The sequence below is a fragment of the Pseudarthrobacter sp. 1C304 genome (genome assembly GCF_052245515.1).
Lineage (GTDB): Bacteria > Actinomycetota > Actinomycetes > Actinomycetales > Micrococcaceae > Arthrobacter.
In genome coordinates this window covers 124,351-144,152 of record NZ_JBQQCH010000003.1, presented here as the reverse complement: position 1 = coordinate 144,152, position 19,802 = coordinate 124,351, and the positions used below count along the sequence as shown (strand labels likewise).

Genomic DNA, 19,802 nt, shown 5'->3' with positions numbered 1-19,802 from the left:
GCTGCCCTCCACGGCAGGCCGTTCAGCCCAGGCCGTCAAAGCTGACAAGCCGGCGGGCGCTTGCCTCGTCCAGGATGAGGTCCGTGGCCAGCCCCGCGGCGAGGGCACCGCGGAGGCCGTTGATCTTGGAGGCACCGGACACGACGCAGATCCTTCGGCGCACCTGGCGCAGCTGGGCGAGGTCGGGGCCGGTGGAACGTTCGTTCAGGGTGATGCCGTCCGAGGAGCCGTCGGCGCGGAAGAACACGGTGGCCACGTCGCCCACCACGTCGGAGGTGGCGAGTACGGCCAGGTCGTCCTCGTCGAGGTAGCCGCCGGCGTAGACATGGCTGGGGTAGTCGGCGTCGACCGATCCAACGCCGAAAATCGCGATGCTCATGCGCGCCTGCAGCTCGAGGATCCGTTGCACACTGCGCTCATTCCACATCGCCTTTTTCGTCGCCGCATGATCGAAGAAGGCCGGCACCGGGAACTGTTCCACCCGCGCGCCGTAGGCGCTGCCGAAGCGCCGCATGATGTCGGAGGCGTACGTGATGCCGGTGGTCTGCATGTTGCCGGCGCCATTGAGCTGGACGATCACGCTGTCGTGGGTGATCTTCCGGGTCAGGTGCCGGCTCACCGCGCTCAGGGTGGACCCCCATGCCACGCCGATGATCGCGTTGGAGTCAACCAGCGGCCCGATGGTGCGTGCAGCCTGCATGGCCACGCGGTCCAGGGTCTCTGCCTCATTCAGCGTGTCAACGACCGGAACGACATGCACATCCACCTTGTATTCAGCGCGGATCATGCTCGCGAGCTCGGGGCCGGTGTCCAGCGGGCTCCGGATCTGGATCTGGACGAGCCCCGATTCCCGGGCCGAGGAGAGCAGCCGCGAGACGGTGGACCGGGAGGTCCGGAGCTCGCGCGCGATCGCGTCCATGGTCAGGTCCTGCAGGTAATACAACTGGGCCGCGCGGAGGGCGTCGGAGTGGCGTGAGGGTGTCATCCCATTTCCGTTCTGCACGTTTGTGCATAGTGCTTGACTCCATTTTCCATTACTCCAAACAATAGTGATGAACGGCGCCGCGCCACGGGGCGCGCCGCACAGAAACAAGACCCAAAGGAGCAGTTCTTGGGACAGAAGGATTCAGCCCGCAACCAGGCATCGGCCGGCGAGCGCGCATCGGTGCAGAAGCTGCGGCAGCGGCCGCACGCGCAGGTGCTGATTATCGGCGGCGGCATCAACGGGGTGGGCACGTTCCGGGACCTCGCGCTGCAGGGCGTTGACGTTGCCCTTGTCGAGCGCGGCGACTACTGCCAGGGCGCCAGCGGCGCTTCATCGCACATGATCCACGGCGGCATCCGCTACCTCGAAAACGGCGAGTTCCGCCTGGTCCAGGAATCAGTGGTCGAGCGCAACCGGCTCCTGCGCATCGCTCCGCACTACGTCAAGCCGCTGCAGACCACCATCCCCATCTTCAGCACCTTCTCCGGCGTCCTGGCCGCGCCGCTGCGGTTCCTGACCCACAAGCAGCAGGGCAAGCCCAAGGAACGCGGAGCCTTCCTGATCAAGCTCGGGCTCAGCATGTACGACTTCTTCTCCCGCGACGGCGGCACGGTGCCCCGCCACCAGTTCCGCGGCCGCAAGGCTGCCCTGGCCGAGCTGCCCCGCCTGCACCCGGGCATCAAATACACCGCCACGTACTTCGACGCCTCCGTGCACAACCCGGAACGGCTCACCCTCGACGTCCTGCAGGACGGCGAGAAGGCCGGCGCCGCCGGACCCAGCGACGCCCGCGCCAGCAACTACCTCTCGCTGGTCTCCGTCCGGGACAGTGCCGGCCCGGGCCACGCCGGAAGCGCCGTGCAGCTCCGCGACGAGCTCACCGGGGAACTGTTCGACTTCACTGCTGACGTCATCGTCAACACCACCGGCGCCTGGGTGGACCTGACCAACCAGGCCATGGGCGCGGCATCGTCCTTTATGGGCGGCACCAAGGGCTCCCACATCGTGCTGGACCACCCCGAACTGCTCGCCGCCTGCAACGGCCGCGAGATTTTCTTCGAGCACACTGACGGCCGGATCGTCCTGATCTACCCGATGGGGGACCGGGTCCTCGTGGGCACCACCGACGTCGACGCCGACATGGCTGAAGACGCCGTCTGCACGGAATCCGAGATCGACTACTTCTTCGATCTGATCGGCCACGTCTTCCCGGACATCAGCGTGGACCGCGGGCAGATTGTCTACAGCTTCTCCGGTGTCCGCCCGCTGCCCAAGCACGACGCCACCCAGCCGGGCTTCGTCAGCCGCGACTACCGGATCGAACGCCGTGCAGGCAACGCCACGGGTGCCGCAGCCGGCAGCTCAGCCGGCGCCGTCGTGCTGAGCCTGGTGGGCGGCAAGTGGACCACGTTCCGCGCCCTCGCCGAACACCTCAGCAACGACGTCCTGGCCGAACTCGGCATGGAGCGGAAAGTCTCCACGGGCAAACTCGCCATCGGCGGCGGGGCCGGCTTCCCGGACAGCGAGGACGGCGTGCAGCGCTGGATCAAGGCGCACATGGCCAACGGACGCGACGCGGACCGCACGGCCGGGCTCCTGACCCGCTACGGGACCCGCGCCGAGGAGGTCATCAGCTTCCTCGACGCCGCCCCCGGCTCCGAGCCGGACCGGCTTCTGCACTCCACCCGCGAACTCAGCGTGCGCGAGCTGGAGTTCATGGCCCGGAACGAGCAGATTGGGCACCTGATCGACGTCCTGGTCCGCCGCACGTCCCTGGCTTTCCGGGGACTTGTGACCGGGGAACTGCTGAACGAAGTTGCCGGAATCCTCGCCGGCCCGCTGGGCTGGGACGCGGCAACACGGACCTCCGAGATCAGCCACGCTCAGGAGGTGCTCAAGCGATTCCACGGCGTCCAGGTCCACAGCCTGGTCGCCTAGAACCCAGCGGCCGGACGTGGTACGTCCGGCCGCAAGGACTGCGTGGTACCCTCTGGGGCACTGGCGCAGTTGCCGGCCGGCGGCGCCAACGCGGCGCCGCCGGCCCAACAGCCCCTCAAACTCGCGAGGGGCTGACAACAGAAAATAGAGGAGTCAAAGATGTCTCTTGGAATAGTTTTCCTGTCCGAAGTATTCGGTACCGCAATGCTGACCCTGCTGGGTTGCGGCGTTGTGGCAAACGTTGCACTCAAAGGCACCAAGGGCAACAACGGCGGGTTCCTGATGGTCACCTGGGGATGGGGCATCGCCGTCTTCTCCGGCGTCTACGTTGCCGCGATGTCCGGGGCGCACCTGAACCCCGCCGTGACCTTCGGCCTGCTGCTCAACGGCAAGACGGAGTACGCGCCCGGCGTCCCCGTCGACTTCGCCTCCACCCTGACCTACTTCGGCGGTGAACTGCTCGGTGCCTTCCTCGGCGCCGTCGTCATGTGGCTGGCCTACAAGCAGCACTTCGACGCCGAGCCGGAGCCCGCCAGCCAGCTGGGTGTCTTCTCCACCGGACCGGCAATCCGTTCCACCCCGTGGAACCTCATCACTGAGATCATCGGCACCTTTGTCCTCGTGTTCGTCATCCTGACCTTCGGCGGGACACCCTCGGGACTCGGCCCGCTCGCAGTGGCACTGCTGGTTGTCGGCATCGGCGTCTCCCTCGGTGGACCCACCGGCTACGCCATCAACCCGGCCCGTGACCTCGGCCCCCGCATTGCCCACGCCCTGCTGCCCATGAAGGGCAAGGGCTCCTCTGACTGGAGCTACTCCTGGATTCCGGTGGTCGGACCGCTGGTGGGCGGTGGCCTCGCCGGCCTCGTCGCCGCCGTCGTGCCGATTATCGCCACCGCAGCCGCCTGATCCGTTCCACCCCGTACTTTCAACCGCCAGCCCCAACGACAAGGACGTCAACATGAACCAGTACGTAATCGCCATTGACCAGGGCACCACCAGCACCCGCGCCATCGTGTTCGACCACAGCGGCAGCATCGTGTCCTCGGGCCAGATGGAACACGAACAGATTTTCCCGCAGGCCGGCTGGGTGGAGCACGATCCCGCCGAGATCTGGAACAACACCCGTGAGGTCATCGCCTCCGCCCTGTCCAAGGCGAACCTGACCCGCCACGACATCGCCGCCGTCGGCATCACCAACCAGCGCGAGACCGCCGTCGTCTGGGACAAGACCACCGGTAAGGCCGTCTACAACGCAATCGTCTGGCAGGACACCCGCACCCAGGCGATCGTGGACGAGCTGGCCAAAGACGGCGGGCCGGAGCGGTTCAAGCAGAAGGTCGGCCTGCCGCTGGCCACCTACTTCTCCGGCACCAAGATCAAATGGATCCTGGACAACGTCGAGGGCGCCCGCGCCAAGGCCGAGGCCGGAGACCTGGTGTTCGGCAACACCGACTGCTGGGTGCTCTGGAACCTGACCGGCGGCACCGACGGCGGCGTCCACGTCACGGATGTCACCAACGCGTCGCGCACCATGTTCATGGACCTCGAGACGCTCTCGTGGGACCAGGAAATCCTGGACGCATTCGGCGTTCCGGCGTCGATGATGCCGGCCATCAAGTCCTCGTCCGAGGTCTACGGCACGGTGCACACGTCCCAGCTGCTGCGTGAAGTGCCCGTCGCGGGCATCCTCGGCGACCAGCAGGCGGCGACGTTCGGCCAGGCGGCCTTCGACACCGGCGAAGCCAAGAACACCTACGGCACGGGCTGCTTCCTCATCTTCAACACCGGCGAGGAAATCGTCCACTCCAAGAACGGGCTGCTGACCACCGTCGGCTACAAGCTCGGCGACGCCGCACCGCACTACGCCCTGGAAGGCTCCATCGCCGTCACCGGGTCGCTGGTGCAGTGGCTGCGCGACAACCTCGGCATGATCAGCAGCGCCCCCGAGGTGGAGACGCTGGCGGCCTCCGTCGAGGACAACGGCGGCGTCTACATCGTTCCGGCGTTCTCCGGCCTGTTCGCTCCGTACTGGCGTTCCGACGCCCGCGGCGCGATCGTCGGCCTGACCCGCTACGTGAACAAGAACCACATTGCGCGCGCGGCCCTGGAGGCCACCGCCTTCCAGACCCGTGAGGTGCTCGACGCCGTCAACGCGGACTCGGGTGTGCCGCTGACGGAGCTGAAGGTCGACGGCGGCATGGTCGCCAACGACGCGCTGATGCAGTTCCAGGCGGACATCCTGGGCGTTCCGGTGATCCGGCCCAAGGTCGTGGAAACCACGTCCCTGGGTGCCGCCTACGCCGCAGGGCTGGCGGTTGGCTTCTGGAAGGACCTCGGCGAGTGCTCCGCCAACTGGTCCGAAGACAAGCGCTGGGAGCCCACCATGGATCAGGCCGAGCGGGAGCGCCAGATGCGCCTCTGGAAGAAGGCCGTTACCAAGTCCATGGACTGGGTCGACGAGGACGTTAAGTAGGTCCCACCCTCTGTCGAGGGAGGCCGCACCCGCCCCGCCCGCTTCGCGGTGCCCACCACACCCTGGCGGGGTGCGGCCTCCCTCTCCAGTGCCACCGTACTCAAGCCGCTAGTGGCGACTTACGGTGGGGAGTAGGGCGGTGCGCTAGAGTAGTCCTATGCGTGCGATCCTTGTGCTTAGCTAGCCGCCCGGTATCCCGACTACGGATTGCCGAGCGGCCGCCCCTCCATGTCGAGGGGCTTTTGTGTGTCTGGGGTACCTCCCGGTAGCAAACACCAGCAAGCAGGGGATCAGGCCGTCGTGACGGAATATGACTTTTCGGAACACAAGGCTAGACAGAACAGAAGAGGGCAGCAGTGAGCGTTCAGCCGGAGACAGAGACCGGAACACCAGCAGTCGCAGCGGAGAGCCCCGAGGAGGGCGCCTACAGCTTCGCGGCCATGGAAGCGAAGTGGCCGCAGGTCTGGGAGGACCTGAAGGTCTTCACGCCGCTCGATGACGGCTCGAAGGAGCGCCGTTACGTGCTGGACATGTTCCCGTACCCCTCCGGCGACCTGCACATGGGCCACGCCGAAGCATTCGCCATGGGCGACGTCGTCGCGCGGTACCTGCGCCAGAAGGGCTACGACGTCCTGCACCCGATCGGCTGGGACTCCTTCGGCCTGCCCGCCGAGAACGCTGCCATCAAGCGCAACGCCCACCCCAGCGAGTGGACGTACGCCAACATCGACACCCAGGCGGCGTCGTTCAAGCGCTACGCGATCTCCGCCGACTGGTCCCGCCGGCTGCACACCTCCGATCCGGAGTACTACCGCTGGACGCAGTGGCTCTTCAAGCGCTTCTATGAGCGCGGGCTGGCGTACCGCAAGAATTCCCCGGTCAACTGGTGCCCCAAGGACCAGACCGTGCTGGCCAACGAACAGGTGGTCAACGGCGCCTGCGAACGCTGCGGCACCGCCGTCACCAAGAAGTCCCTGAACCAGTGGTACTTCAAGATCACCGACTACGCCGACCGGCTGCTCGATGACATGGACGAGCTGCGGGGCCACTGGCCCGAACGCGTCCTGGCCATGCAGAAGAACTGGATCGGACGCTCCGAAGGCGCGCACGTCAACTTCGTCATCGAGGCCGACGGCGACAAACCCGCCAAGGATGTCACGGTCTTCACCACCCGGCCCGACACCCTCTACGGCGCAACGTTCTTTGTGGTCGCCGCCGATGCGCCGCTCGCCGTCGAACTGGTGACCGGCGAGCACGCCGCCGCCCTGGACGCGTACCGCGAGCAGGTCAAGGCGCTGTCCGAAATCGAACGCCAGTCCACCGAGCGGGAGAAGACCGGCGTCTTCACCGGCCGCTACGCCATCAACCCGCTCAACGGCGAGAAGCTGCCCGTCTGGGCCGCCGACTACGTGCTGGCGGACTACGGCACCGGAGCCATCATGGCGGTCCCGGCGCACGACCAGCGCGACCTGGACTTCGCACGCACCTTCGACCTGCCGGTTCGGGCTGTGCTGGACACGGGCGAGGAGGATCCCGCGGTCAGCGGCACGGCCACGTCCGGCGAGGGCACCCTGATCAACTCCGGCGCCCTGGACGGGCTGCCCAAGGCCGAAGCCATCCCGGCAGCCATCGGCATCCTGCAGGAGCAGGGCACAGGCGAGAAGTTCGTGAACTTCCGCCTGCGCGACTGGCTGCTCAGCCGGCAGCGGTTCTGGGGCACCCCGATCCCCATCATCCACTGCCCCGCCTGCGGCGAAGTGCCGGTCCCGGACGAGCAGCTGCCCGTCACCCTGCCGGCCGACCTGCGCGGCGAGGACCTGTCCCCGAAGGGCACCTCACCGCTGGCCGCGGCAGAGGCGTGGGTCAACGTCGAGTGCCCCTCCTGCCAGGGCCCGGCCAAGCGCGACACGGACACCATGGACACCTTCGTGGATTCCTCCTGGTACTTCCTGCGCTTCGTCTCCCCGCAGTACACCGACGGGCCGTTCGACCCGGCCAAGATCAACGACTGGATGCCGGTCGGCCAGTACGTCGGCGGCGTGGAGCACGCCATCCTGCACCTGCTGTACGCCCGGTTCTTCACCAAGGTCATCCACGACCTGGGCCTGATCGACGCCGACGAGCCCTTCAAGGCGCTGCTGAACCAGGGCCAGGTCCTCAACGGCGGCAAGGCCATGAGCAAGTCCCTGGGCAACGGTGTGGACCTGGGCGAACAGCTCGACAAGTTCGGCGTGGACGCCGTGCGCCTGACCATGATCTTCGCCTCGCCGCCGGAGGACGACGTCGACTGGGCGGACGTATCCCCGTCGGGCTCCGCGAAGTTCCTGGCCCGCGCCTGGCGCCTGGGACAGGACGTCACAAGCGCACCCGGCGTCGACTTCGCCACCGGCGACCGGGCGCTGCGTGCCGTCACGCACCGCACGATCGCCGACGCGGAAGCCCTGCTGGACGCCAACAAGTTCAATGTGGTCGTCGCGAAGCTCATGGAGCTGGTCAACGCCACCCGCAAGACGATCGACAGAGACGCAGCCACCGGTGCCGGCGGCGCCGACCCGGCCGTCCGCGAGGCCGTCGAAACCGTCGCGGTGATCCTGAGCCTCTTCGCGCCGTACACGGCCGAGGACCTCTGGAACGTGCTGGGACATCCGGCGTCGGTGGCCAACGCCGGCTGGCCGGCGCACGACCCTGCCCTGCTGGTGCAGGACTCGGTGACCGCAGTGGTCCAGGTCCAGGGCAAGGTCCGGGACCGCCTGGAGGTCCCGCCCGGGATCGGCGAGGCCGAACTGCGGGAACTGGCCCTGGCCTCGGAGAATGTCCAGCGCGCCCTCGACGGGCGGGGGATCCGCACGGTGATCGTGCGGGCGCCTAAACTGGTCAACATCGTCCCGGCCTAGCAGGGCACGCCGGCCGCCGGTGGACCACCGGCGGCCGGCGTCCCCAGTGCGGTCCGGGAGCCAGCGCAGACAGCAGGAGGTGCACCGTGCCGCACCGCGATCCGTCGGGCTGGCCATGGCTGAAGGAGCGCCTGGGCGGGTTCCGTCCGGCGAAACGGCCGGGCGCTGCACCCGGTGATCCCGCCGTGGTCCGCACGGCCGTGGTGACGGACTCCGCCGCTGCACTGCCGGCCGGCTGGGCCCGGGAACTCGCCGCTGACGGGCGGCTCACGGTTGTCCCGATGCCCGTGATGGTGGGGACCGAGATTTACGGCGAGGGCGAGGACGACATCGCCGACACGATCGCCATCGCTCTGGCGAGCGGCAAACCCGTCAAGACGTCACGCCCTTCGCCCGGCCAATTCGAACGGGCCTACGAAGCTGCCCGCAGCCGCGGCTTCGAGTCGGTGTTGTCGGTCCACATCTCCGGGGAGCTGTCCGGCACGGCGGACGCTGCCCGCCTCGCCGCCGCCCGCGTGGATATTCCGGTGGAGGTCCTGGACTCCCGGACGGTCGGCATGGCGCAGGGGATGGGGGTCCAGGCCGCCGTCGCCGCTGCTGCCGGTGGCGGGACTGCGGCCGAGGTGCGGCAGGCCGCCGCGCAGTGCCTGGCCGGCACCAGGGTGTATTTCTATGTACCCAGCCTTGAGCAGCTGCGCCGGGGCGGACGGATCGGCGCTGCGGCCTCGCTGTGGGGAACCATGCTCTCGATCAAGCCCATCCTCGCCGTTGAAGGCGGCAAGGTGGTCCCGCTGGAGAAGGTCCGGTCCGCAGCAAAAGCCGTCGCGCGGCTCAAGGAGATCACAGTTGCCGACGCCGGCTCCCGGCCTGCGGGGCACGCGCGGCTTGCCGTCCACCACTTTGGCAATCCGGCTGAGGCCGGCGAGCTGGCGGAGCAGCTGGCAGCCGCGGTTCCCGGCGGTCCGTCCATCCAGATCAGCGCCCTGCCCGCGGTGCTGGCTGCCCATGCCGGCCTTGGTGTGCTGGCCGTGATCGTGGGAGAGGACAGCACCCCGGCGGTGCCGCCGGAGACCGCCGGCGCGTAGCCAAAAACGGAGCACCACTTCGCGCCATGTTTCCTCATCAGGAAGCTCGAGTACCAGTCAGTGACCCAGCCGGCGGGCTGACGCCCCGACTGGTACGCCGCTATCCACATAGGACGGACCGGCCCTGAACTGTGTGCCGTCGCCTTCGTACGATGGGCGCATGCCGCGCCACATTTCGGGGGATCTGCACAACGCCGAACCGGGCCACGCCGGCCACAGGCTGGCGGCCGCCGTGCATCCGGGGGCCCAGACGGGCCTGCTCGACGGGCCACCCATGGTCACTCCATCCGCGGGACACGGCAATCCCGGTCCGGACCAACGGCCGCTCCGCGGCCCCCGGCTCAGGTGGCGCACGGGCAACCGGGCTGCGGCGCTGGTGTGCCTGCTGGCCGTGGCAGTTCTGGGCTGGTTCTGGTGGCAGGCAGCGCACGCCACCGCGGAAGTGAGCCCGCTGAGTTCCATCAGCCCGTCGGAGGCGGACGATTTGCAGGATCCGGAACCCGGTGCCGGACCGTCCGCTGCCACATCCCCGGACGTTTCTCCTACCGGGACCGACGGCGGAGCAGGCACCAGCGCAACCATCATCGTGCACGTGGCTGGCGCGGTGCTGCGGGCCGGCATCGTGGAGTTGCCCCGGGGCAGCCGCCTGCACGAGGCCATTGCCGCGGCCGGTGGCGGTGCCCCGGACGCAGACCCGGACCAGCTCAATCTCGCGTCCGTTCTTGAGGACGGCCAGAAGGTCATGGTCCCGAAAGTGGGCGAGGCCGTTCCTGCCGGGCCGGCTGCTGCCGGTGACGCGGGAGCCCGGGGCAGCCTGCCCGGCGCCCACGGCTCCGCTCCCGCGGGCGGCAAGGTCAACCTCAACACGGCCGCCGCCGACGAACTCGCAACCCTTCCGCGCGTGGGCCCGGTTCTGGCGCAACGGATCGTGGACTGGCGGACACAGCATGGCAACTTCCAGCGGGTTGAGGAGCTGGACGCCGTGGACGGGTTCGGACCCAAGCTGCTGGAGGCGCTGCTGCCGCTGCTCCAGGTTTAGTGGCAGCGGCATGGGCAGCGAACAATACAGCGAGCAGCCGAGGGAACCGTACCGCACACAGCCCGGGGAGAGGCAGGGACGCTGGCAACGGTACCTGGCGTCCGCCGTCGGTCAGGCGCCGGATGCCGGTCAGCCCCCGGACGGGGACCGATCGCCGGAGGGAGCCCGGCCGACGGACGCCGGGCAGGCACCGGAACTTCGGCCGTCGGACACCGGGCGGGCCGGGACAGAACTGCCGCCTGCCGCCCGCCCGCCGCGCGGCGGGCATGGGGTCCGGGGGCTGCTGCTCCCGTTTCGAGGGCCGGAACGCTCCCGTCCGGGCCGCGGGGATGACATCCGTAGGACCGACCTGCGCCTGGTCCCGGCTGCGGTGCTCGTGTGGACTGCGGCGGCCGTGGGACACCACTTGCATCCCACGGCACTGGCTGCCATCTGTTCGGCACTCGTGGTTGCCGCCGGTCTGCTGCTCTGGCCGGGGGCCACTGCCGCGGCACCGCGGCGGCGGGCAGGAAGGCCAGGTGGGCCCCCTCGGAGGAGTTTCCGCGCGACGATGGCCGTGGCCCTGCTCCTCGCCGCCGCAGCGGGCGGGCACAGTGCCGCAGATTCCTCCCCTCGGCACGAGGGAGCGCTGGCCCACGCCGCCGGCGCCCGCGCGGCCGTTGCCGTGGAAGTCGAGATCACGGGTGCGCCGCGGCGGCTGAAAGCGCCTGCGCGGTCGGGACTCGTGGACCGATGGGCAGTGCCGGTGTCCCTGGTGGAGATGACCTACGACTCGCGGCGCGTGCGGGCATCGGCCCGGCTGCTGGTCCTGGGCGGCCCCGACTGGGAGCATGCAGCCCCCGGGCAGCGGATCCGGACCACCGGCAAACTTGCGCCGCCCGGCCCGGGCCAGCCTGAGGCTGCCGTCCTGTCGACGAGCTCCACCCCGCTGCCGCTTGGTGAACCAGGCCCATGGCAGCAGGGCCCTGGCGAACTCCGCAACCGCTTCACCGCTGCCGCCGGACGATTCGATGGCGACGCCCGGGGGCTCCTGCCAGGCATGGTCACCGGAGACACCAGCTTCCTCGACGCCGGACTGGACCAGGCCATGAAGTCTGTGGGCATGACCCACCTGACCGCCGTCAGCGGGGCCAATTGCAGCCTGGTCCTCGGCGCGTTCCTCCTGGCCGCACGCAGCCTGCGGCTCAACCGGATGTTCGCGGCGGCCCTTGGCCTCGCCGGGCTGGGTCTGTTTGTCCTGATGGTCGGCCCGGACGCAAGCGTTCTGCGGGCTGCCGTCATGGGTGCCATAGGGCTCGTGGCCGTGGCCGGCGGCCGTCCCGGCCGGGGCTTGAGCTTCCTGTGCGTTGCCGTGATCGGGCTGGTGCTGGCTCAGCCGACCCTGTCCACGAGCTTCGGATTCCTGCTCTCCGTGCTGGCCACCCTCGGCATCGTCCTGGCCGGCCGGCCTGTCATGGAGTGGTTTCCGGCGGCCGTGCCGCGCTGGGCCGCTGCGGGCATTGCCGTCCCCCTGGCCGCACAGACGTTCTGCGGACCGGTGATTGTGCTGCTGCAGCCGCAGTTCTCCACCTACGCACTGCCGGCCAACATGGCCGCCGCAGTGCTCGTCGCCCCGGTCACGCTGCTGGGGACCGCGGCCGTGCCGCTGGTGCCACTGGCGCCGGCCCTCGCGGCCGTGCCAATGGGCATCGCCGCGGCCTTCGCGGGCGGGGTGGGAACGATCGCCCGGTTCTTCGCGGGCCTGCCCGGCGCCGTGCTGCCGTGGCCTGAAGGCGCCTTCGGCGCCGCCACCATGACCCTCTTCTCCGCCTGGGCCCTTGCCGCGTGCTGGCTGGCTTTCCACCCGGCCCGCACCCACAGGCTGGCCCTGGCCGCCCATGCACGGACGGTGGCTCTGCTCAACCGGGCGGCGTTCCACGCCGGCGGCACCCGGGCGCGTTCCGGGTCCGGGGCTGGGTCCGGGTTTGGGTCCCCGCCGCGGCCCGTGCCCGGCTTGGTGCACCGCCCGGCCCGTGGCACGCTTAGACTCTGCAAACAATCTTCCGGGAGGAAACCTCAGTGGCTGCTGCCCAGACCCCGCGTGCCCGGTCCGCCGCGTCGAAGACCGCCACCGCCAGCTGGCGGGATGTGACCCCGGCCGCCGTCGTGCTGGTCGCCGGGCCGGAAGACTATCTGGGGTCCCGCGCCATGGACCGCGTCCGTGCGCAGGTCCGCGCCACTGCCCCCGACGTCGAGGTTACCCGGCTCAACGCCGGCAGCTATGAGCCGGGCTCGCTTGCGATGAACATCAGCCCGTCGCTCTTCGGCGAGCAGAAGCTGATCGAAGTGGACGGGCTCGAGGGCATGAATGACGCCTTCCTGGCCGACGGGCTCAAGTACCTGCAGCAGCCCGAGCCGGACGCCGTGCTGGTCCTCCGCCACAGCGGGGGAGTTCGCGGCAAGAAACTCCTCGACGCGGTCAAGGCCGGCGGCTGGCCGGTGGTGGACTGCCAGCCCCTGAAGAAGGACGCCGACAAGATTGCGTTCGTGACGTCCGAGTTCCGGGCGGCATCGCGGCGCATCGATCCCGACGCCGTCCACGCCCTCGTCAACGCGGTCGGCGCCAACCTGGCCGAACTGGCCGCCGCCTGCAGCCAGCTGATCGCCGATGCCTCCACCGGAGTGGATTCGGCGATGGTGGACCGTTACTACGGGGGCCGGGTGGAAGCCACCGCCTTCAAGGTGGCAGACGCCGCGATGGCCGGCAATGCACCGCTGGCCCTGTCCACGCTGCGCCACGCCCTGGACACCGGGGCGGACCCGGTGCCGCTCGTTGCCGCACTGGCCTCGAAGCTCCGTACCCTCGCCAAGGTCGCCGGCGCCCAGGGGTCCTCGGCCCAGATTGCCAAACAGCTTGGCATGCAGCCCTGGCTCGTCGAGCAGGCCCAGCGGGAAGTGCGGCGGTGGACTCCGGAGGGCCTGGTCCGGTCCATCCAGGTGACCGCCGAGGCCGACGCCCAGGTCAAGGGCCTCTCCCGGGACCCGGTCTACGCGGTGGAACTCGCCGTCACGGTGATTGCGACATCCGTGCGCCGCTGACCTGTTCCATAAACCCTGCGCGTTAACAGGAAGTGGCCGGCACCCTGAGGTGCCGGCCACAATCATCAGTTCAAGTGAACTGGAAGCCTTTAGAGCGCGTTGACCTTCTTGGAGATGGCCGACTTGCGGTTAGCAGCGTTGTTCTTGTGGAGAACGCCCTTGCTGACAGCCTTGTCCAGCTTGCGGCTGGCGGTGAGCAGTGCAGCGGCCGCAGCATCCTTGTCGGTGGACTCAACGGCGGTGTTGACGGCGCGGATGGCCGTCTTCAGCTCGGACTTGACTGCGTTGTTGCGCAGGCGGGCCTTCTCGTTGGTGAGGATGCGCTTCTTCTGGGACTTGATATTAGCCACGTGTGAACTCTCTTTTTCAATGCGGAAAATGGTCTAGAGGGCTTTCAGATTGGCCATCGACTGAGCGGCGTGGGGATACCTATGGCGACCAACCATCTGTGGCCGTCGACCTGCACGGACACACAGCTGTCAATAATAGCAGAGATGGCGCCGCAGGCACGAACAGGGTGGCGATCCAGGGGCCATCCTCCGGCGCGTCAGCGCCAGCCGTGGCGGGTCCGCAGCGCGGCGGCGACCATGTTGAAGCGTCCCGCGTCGAGGATGGCCCCCTCGCGCCGGACGTCCTGGGGGCTGACCTGCAGGATCCGGTCCAGCTTGGCCTCGCTGGGGCGCCACTGCCGGTCCCAGGGGCCCGTGCCAATGTCCACGTAGTCATCCGCCCGACGGGCGTCCCCGTCATGGTCCTTGCTGGTCAGCATCAAGCCGAGCAGGTAGCGTCCGCTGGAACCCACCAGCAGCACCGGGCGGTCCTTACCCTGCGAATGGTCCTCTTCATAAGGGACCCACGTCCAGACGACCTCGCCCGGTTCCGGGCGGCCGTTGGGGGAGGGCGCGTAGCTGACCTTGGCAGTTCCCCGGAAGTCACCGGGATACGGGCCCGACAATCCGGCGGGGCGCGCGCCGGGAGTGGTGCGGCCGGTTCCGGGGCGCGCGCCGGCCTTGGTGGGCCTGGCCTTTGTGCCGGCGCCGGTGCCGGCGGGCGCGGAGCCGGACCGCCCCTCCAGGAAGCGCAGGGTGCTGCGGACTACATTGCCGAGTGAACGAAGATTCCAAGCCATGGGGAAACCATACCGGCAGCCGCGGGGACCGCCAGGATGCCGCCCGCCGGCACCCTCCGGGCATCTCCGGCGCAGACCCTTCATCAACGCGGCACCGGCCCGGCGTCCAGCCGCCAGGATGCCGGCCCCGCCGGTAAGTGGGGGATGTAATGCCGCAGGTCCGGACGTGGGAGACTATAGGGAGAGTAAAAGCGGTGCGCTGCAGGACGGGAAACCGGCCCGGCGCCAAACCGTGGAATAGCCAACAGTTAAGCCAACAGTAAGGACCCTGCGTGTCTCCCATGGCCCGCACCGCCCCGGTGCCCGCCGCAACAGATCCGGCCATCATCCGGAACTTTTGCATCATTGCGCACATTGACCACGGCAAATCAACGCTGGCCGACCGGATGCTTCAGTACACCGGCGTGGTCCAGTCCCGTGACATGAAGGCCCAGTACCTGGACCGCATGGACATTGAGCGCGAACGCGGCATCACCATCAAGTCCCAGGCCGTCCGCATGCCGTGGGAACTCGACGGCACCAGCTACGCGCTGAACATGATCGATACGCCCGGTCACGTTGACTTTACCTACGAGGTCTCCCGCTCGCTCGCGGCCTGCGAAGGCGCCGTGCTGCTGGTGGACGCGGCCCAGGGCATTGAGGCCCAGACACTCGCCAACCTTTACCTGGCGATGGAGAACAACCTCACCATCATCCCGGTCCTGAACAAGATCGACCTCCCGGCTGCCCAGCCCGAAAAGTACGCGGCCGAGCTCGCCAGCCTGATCGGCGGCGACCCGGACGACGTCCTGCGCGTCTCCGGCAAGACCGGCGCCGGCGTCGAGGCCCTGCTGGACAAGATCGTCCGCGACCTTCCCGCCCCGGTGGGCGACCCCGACGCTCCCGCCCGGGCCATGATTTTCGACTCGGTGTATGACACCTACCGCGGCGTGGTCACCTACGTCCGCGTCGTCGACGGAATGCTGCACCCGCGCGAACGCATCCAGATGATGTCCACCCGCGCCAGCCACGAACTCCTCGAGATCGGCGTCAGCTCCCCGGAGCCTACCCCGTCCAAGGGGCTCGGCGTGGGCGAAGTGGGCTACCTCATCACCGGTGTGAAGGACGTCCGCCAGTCCAAGGTCGGCGACACCGTCACCAACCTGGCCAAGCCCGCCGCCGAGTCGCTTCCCGGCTATGCCGACGCCAAGCCGATGGTCTTCTCCGGCCTGTATCCGCTGGACGGCACGGACTACCCGGTGCTCCGCGACGCGCTGGAGAAGCTGATGCTCAACGACGCCGCGCTCGTCTACGAGCCGGAGACCTCCGCGGCCCTGGGCTTCGGCTTCCGTGTGGGCTTCCTGGGCCTGCTGCACCTGGAAATCACCCGTGAGCGGCTCGAGCGCGAATACAACCTGGACCTGATTTCCACCGCGCCGAACGTGGAATACGAGGTCACGCTGGAGGACAAGCGGGTTGTCCACGTCACCAACCCCAGCGAGTACCCCACCGGCAAGGTGGCCGAGGTCCGCGAGCCGATGGTGTCCGCGACCATCCTGGCGCCCAACGACTTCGTCGGCGCCATCATGGAGCTTTGCCAGAGCCGCCGCGGCGTCATGGGCGGCATGGACTACCTCTCCGAGGACCGGGTGGAGATCCGGTACCGGCTTCCGCTGGCCGAGATCGTCTTCGACTTCTTCGACATCCTGAAGTCCAAGACCCGCGGCTACGGTTCGCTGGACTGGAAGGCCGACGGCGACCAGGTGGCCGACCTCGTCAAGGTGGACATCATGCTCCAGGGCGAGCAGGTGGATGCGTTCTCCGCCATTACCCACCGGGACAAGGCCTACGCCTACGGTGTGATGATGACCAGCAAGCTGCGTGAACTGATCCCGCGGCAGCAGTTCGAGGTGCCCATCCAGGCCGCCATCGGGTCGAGGATCATCGCCCGCGAAAGCATCCGCGCCATCCGCAAGGACGTGCTCGCCAAGTGCTACGGCGGCGACATCACCCGAAAGCGCAAACTGCTGGAAAAGCAGAAGGAAGGCAAGAAGCGCATGAAGATGGTGGGCCGGGTCGAGGTGCCGCAGGAAGCCTTCATCGCCGCCCTCACCACGGATGAGTCCAAGGACAAGGCCAAGAAGTAGCGGTGCCCGCCATGACTGTCCTCCCGCAGGCGGGTCCGGCCCGTGCCTAGCGCCCTGCCGCTGGGCGACCCCGCGCCACCGGACGGGCTCCTGCCTGCCCAGGCGCTGGAAGACGCCGCCTCCCGGGCCTTCGGGCTCTACGTGCACATCCCGTTCTGCGCCGTGCGCTGCGGCTACTGCGACTTCAACACCTACACCGCCACGGAACTCGGCGGGGGCGCGTCCCAGGACGCCTACGCCGCCACCGCGGTGGCGGAGGTGCAGTTCGCCGCTGAAGTCCTGGCGGCGTCCGGGCTCCCGGCACGCCCGCTCAGCACGGTCTTCTTCGGGGGCGGCACCCCCACACTGCTCCCGGCCGAGGACCTGGCGAGTGTCCTGACGGCAGCGATCGGGGCGTGGGGCCTTGCGCCGGGCGCCGAGGTCACCACGGAGGCAAACCCGGACTCCGTCACGCCTGCTTCCCTGCAGCTGCTCGCCGACGCCGGTTTCACCCGCGTCTCCTTTGGCATGCAGTCGGCAGTGCCGCACGTCCTGAAGGTGCTGGACCGCACCCACACCCCCAGCCGGGTGCCGCAGGCGGTGCAGTGGGCGCGGGAAGCCGGCCTCGCTGTCAGCCTTGACCTGATCTACGGCACCCCGGGGGAGTCGCTGGCCGACTGGCGCTACTCGCTGGAGACGGCACTGTCCTACGCGCCCGACCACATCAGCGCCTACGCGCTGATCGTGGAGGACGGCACTAAACTCGCGGCCCAGATCCGCCGCGGCGAGGTCCCGGAAATCGACGACGACGACCACGCCGCCAAATACGAACTCGCCGACCAGCTCATCTCGGCCGCCGGGCTGTCCTGGTACGAGGTCAGCAACTGGTCCCGCACACCGGAGCAGGCCTGCCGCCACAACCTCGCGTACTGGCGCGGGGACGACTGGTGGGGGATCGGCCCGGGGGCGCACTCCCACGTCGGGGGCGTGCGCTGGTGGAACGTCAAGCACCCCACCGCCTACGCCGGCCGGATGGCCGCCGGGCTGTCACCGGCCGCCGGCCGGGAAACCCTCGATTCCGGAACCCGCAACGTGGAGCGGGTCATGCTGGAAGCCCGTCTCAGCTCCGGACTGGAGATTCCCAGCCTGGGCGGACTGGGCGACACTGGCAGGCACGCCATCGCCGGGCTGATCGCCGACGGGCTGATCGAGCCGGCGGCGGCCTTCCACGGTACCCTCGTGCTGACCTTGAAGGGCCGGCTGCTCGCCGATGCCGTGGTCCGGAGGATCCTGCCAGATTAGGTGTCCGGAGGATCTTGCCCGATTAGGTGCCCGGAGGATTTTGCCCGACCAGGGTCCGGAGGATCCTGCCCGACCGGCCCGCAAACCAAAAAGCCGGCCGCCGCCCCGTGGGGCTGCGGCCGGCTTTCCTGGTTCGATCTGGTGCTGGTGTTGGTGCCGTTGCGCTACTTGATCCAGCGGAGATTGAACTCGTAGCGGTGCGGCTGGCCGCGGTTGACGTGGATGCCGGCCGCGACGGAGAAGCAGGTGACGGCAATCCAGATCACCGTGGCGAGGACGGCGAAGATGTTGCCCACCACCGGGACGAAGACCAGCAGGTTGCAGACCACCGCGGCGATCGTGGGCGGCAGCGTGAAGTTGAGGGCTTCCTTGGACTCCTGTGCGGTGAACGGGCCGCGGTCCTTGAAAATCAGGTAGATCAGCAGCGCAGGGACGCAGCCGAGGATGCCGCCGAAGTGCGCGAGCGTGGCCCACTGGCGGTCCTCGTTTGCCGTCAGCGGCAGCGCATTGGCGGGAACGCCGTGGTAAGGCGGCTGGCCATGGCCGGCCTGGTCGCCGGGGTATTCGCGTGCATCATCTGCCACGGTGTCGTCCTTCGGATTGCGGTGTTGCATTGGTGCCTGGAAATGCGGTGCCTGGAAATGCCAGGGCTGCGCCGGGAGCGAAGCCGCCTTACCAAGAATACTTGCTTGGGGGCGGAATCGCGGATTGGCCCGCTGGTGCGGGCGGCCGGACGGGAACTCAGGGCACCGTGAGGAAGTCGATCACTTCCTCCACCCTTCCCAGCAGGGACGGTTCCAAATCGGCGTAGCTGCGCACCGCGCCGAGGAGTTTCTGCCAGCCCAGGCCGATGTCCTCCTTGGTGCTGTGCGGCCAGCCGAACGCCATGAGGATGCCGGTTTTCCAGTCAACGCCGCGCGGGATCACGGGCCACTTCTCGATCCCCAGCACAGCGGGCCGGATCGCCTGCCAGACGTCCACGTACGGGTGGCCCACAATCAGCACGTTCCCGGCCGCGCCGGGGGATGCCATGACGGCGTCGGCGATCCGGGATTCCTTGGAATCAGGAACCAGGTGGTCCACCAGGACACCAAGCCGGCGGCCGGGTCCGGGCCGGAAGGCGGCCACCGCGCCGGCGAGGTCGTCAATGCCGTGCAGCGGCTCGACCACAATGCCCTCCACCCGCAAGTCGTCGCCCCAGACTTTTTCGACGAGTTCGGCGTCGTGCTTGCCTTCCACCCAGATCCGGCTCGCTTTCGCCACCTGGGCGCGCTGCCCGGCGACCCGGACAGAGCCGGAGGCCGTGCGGGTGCCGGCCGGGGCCGCGGCCCGCGGCGCCGGCGGCATCAGCCGGATCGGCTGTCCTTCCAGCAGGAAGCCGAAGCCGAGCCGGAACGACCGCGACTTGCCGCGGCGGTCCTCCAGGGCAACGACGTGCATTCCGCCGGACTTCTCGACCCGGGTCACGGCCCCCACCCAGCCGGACTGCACTTCCTCCAGCACCATGCCGCGCTCCACCGGCACCTCCGGCAGCTGGGTCTTGGCGGGGGCGGACAGGTCCTGGGGGCCCCAGTTCTGGTACGACATTGGTTCCACACTGCTTTGCGCTTGGTCTTTGACGGCGGGCTGTGCCCGAAAACACCAGCCCCGGGAAGAACGCCCGGAGCGAATCCAATGCTAACAACGCGGCGACTCATATTAGACTGGTTAGCACTTAGGCATGTCGAGTGCTAACCACAGCGCTTGTTGGACGTTGTGGTTATTGAACACA

General features: G+C 68.6%; 15 protein-coding genes. 10 read left to right on the top strand and 5 right to left on the bottom strand.

Features of this window, described 5'->3' with window-relative positions:
- Positions 1–22 precede the first annotated feature (22 nt).
- Positions 23–985 (bottom strand): sugar-binding transcriptional regulator, encoded by a 963-nt coding sequence (locus tag ACTWQD_RS08180; RefSeq protein ID WP_443195657.1) that lies wholly within the window; start codon positions 983–985, stop codon positions 23–25.
- A 126-nt stretch (positions 986–1,111) separates the two neighbouring features.
- Here ACTWQD_RS08180 and ACTWQD_RS08175 point away from each other — a divergent pair, with 126 nt between their 5' ends.
- From ACTWQD_RS08175 to holA, 8 genes are all read left to right on the top strand, one after another.
- Entirely contained in the window at positions 1,112–2,923 is a 1,812-nt protein-coding gene (locus ACTWQD_RS08175) for a glycerol-3-phosphate dehydrogenase/oxidase (protein WP_443195656.1), read from the top strand.
- Positions 2,924–3,082: 159 nt separating this feature from the next.
- A complete protein-coding gene (locus ACTWQD_RS08170) occupies positions 3,083–3,832 on the top strand; it encodes an MIP/aquaporin family protein (protein WP_443195655.1) in 750 nt (249 codons plus the stop codon).
- A 52-nt stretch (positions 3,833–3,884) separates the two neighbouring features.
- The gene (gene glpK, locus ACTWQD_RS08165; protein ID WP_443195654.1) at positions 3,885–5,399 is read left to right on the top strand and encodes a glycerol kinase GlpK; all 1,515 of its coding nucleotides are present in this window, start codon (positions 3,885–3,887) and stop codon (positions 5,397–5,399) included.
- Positions 5,400–5,755: 356 nt separating this feature from the next.
- Positions 5,756–8,293: a leucine--tRNA ligase gene (gene leuS, locus ACTWQD_RS08160; protein WP_443195653.1), complete on the top strand. Its 2,538-nt coding sequence runs from the start codon at positions 5,756–5,758 to the stop codon at positions 8,291–8,293.
- Between the two features lie 86 nt (positions 8,294–8,379).
- Positions 8,380–9,378 (top strand): DegV family protein, encoded by a 999-nt coding sequence (locus ACTWQD_RS08155; RefSeq protein WP_443195652.1) that lies wholly within the window; start codon positions 8,380–8,382, stop codon positions 9,376–9,378.
- Positions 9,379–9,538: 160 nt separating this feature from the next.
- Complete coding sequence (locus ACTWQD_RS08150; protein ID WP_443195651.1) at positions 9,539–10,417, top strand: ComEA family DNA-binding protein; 879 nt, start codon at positions 9,539–9,541, stop codon at positions 10,415–10,417.
- Positions 10,418–10,967: 550 nt separating this feature from the next.
- A complete protein-coding gene (locus ACTWQD_RS08145; RefSeq protein WP_443195650.1) occupies positions 10,968–12,548 on the top strand; it encodes a ComEC/Rec2 family competence protein in 1,581 nt (526 codons plus the stop codon).
- A complete protein-coding gene (gene holA, locus ACTWQD_RS08140) occupies positions 12,476–13,495 on the top strand; it encodes a DNA polymerase III subunit delta (protein WP_443195649.1) in 1,020 nt (339 codons plus the stop codon). Before ACTWQD_RS08145 ends, holA begins: the two co-directional genes overlap by 73 nt.
- Positions 13,496–13,584: 89 nt before the next feature.
- On the opposite strand, the gene rpsT is transcribed toward holA, so the two are convergent.
- The gene (rpsT, locus tag ACTWQD_RS08135) at positions 13,585–13,845 is read right to left on the bottom strand and encodes a 30S ribosomal protein S20 (protein WP_066437767.1); all 261 of its coding nucleotides are present in this window, start codon (positions 13,843–13,845) and stop codon (positions 13,585–13,587) included.
- A gap of 197 nt (positions 13,846–14,042) precedes the next feature.
- Entirely contained in the window at positions 14,043–14,624 is a 582-nt protein-coding gene (locus tag ACTWQD_RS08130; RefSeq protein ID WP_443195648.1) for a type II toxin-antitoxin system PemK/MazF family toxin, read from the bottom strand.
- Positions 14,625–14,896: 272 nt separating this feature from the next.
- On the opposite strand from ACTWQD_RS08130, the gene lepA reads away from it, so the two are divergent.
- Positions 14,897–16,750: a translation elongation factor 4 gene (gene lepA / locus ACTWQD_RS08125; RefSeq protein WP_443195647.1), complete on the top strand. Its 1,854-nt coding sequence runs from the start codon at positions 14,897–14,899 to the stop codon at positions 16,748–16,750.
- Between the two features lie 42 nt (positions 16,751–16,792).
- On the top strand, positions 16,793–18,031 hold the full coding sequence (gene hemW, locus ACTWQD_RS08120) for a radical SAM family heme chaperone HemW (protein ID WP_443195646.1): 1,239 nt from the start codon (positions 16,793–16,795) through the stop codon (positions 18,029–18,031).
- Between the two features lie 164 nt (positions 18,032–18,195).
- Here hemW and ACTWQD_RS08115 read toward each other — a convergent pair whose 3' ends face one another.
- Complete coding sequence (locus ACTWQD_RS08115; RefSeq protein WP_443195645.1) at positions 18,196–18,615, bottom strand: DUF4870 domain-containing protein; 420 nt, start codon at positions 18,613–18,615, stop codon at positions 18,196–18,198.
- A 157-nt stretch (positions 18,616–18,772) separates the two neighbouring features.
- The gene (locus ACTWQD_RS08110; RefSeq protein ID WP_443195644.1) at positions 18,773–19,618 is read right to left on the bottom strand and encodes a DUF3097 domain-containing protein; all 846 of its coding nucleotides are present in this window, start codon (positions 19,616–19,618) and stop codon (positions 18,773–18,775) included.
- Between the last annotated feature and the right edge of the window lie 184 nt (positions 19,619–19,802).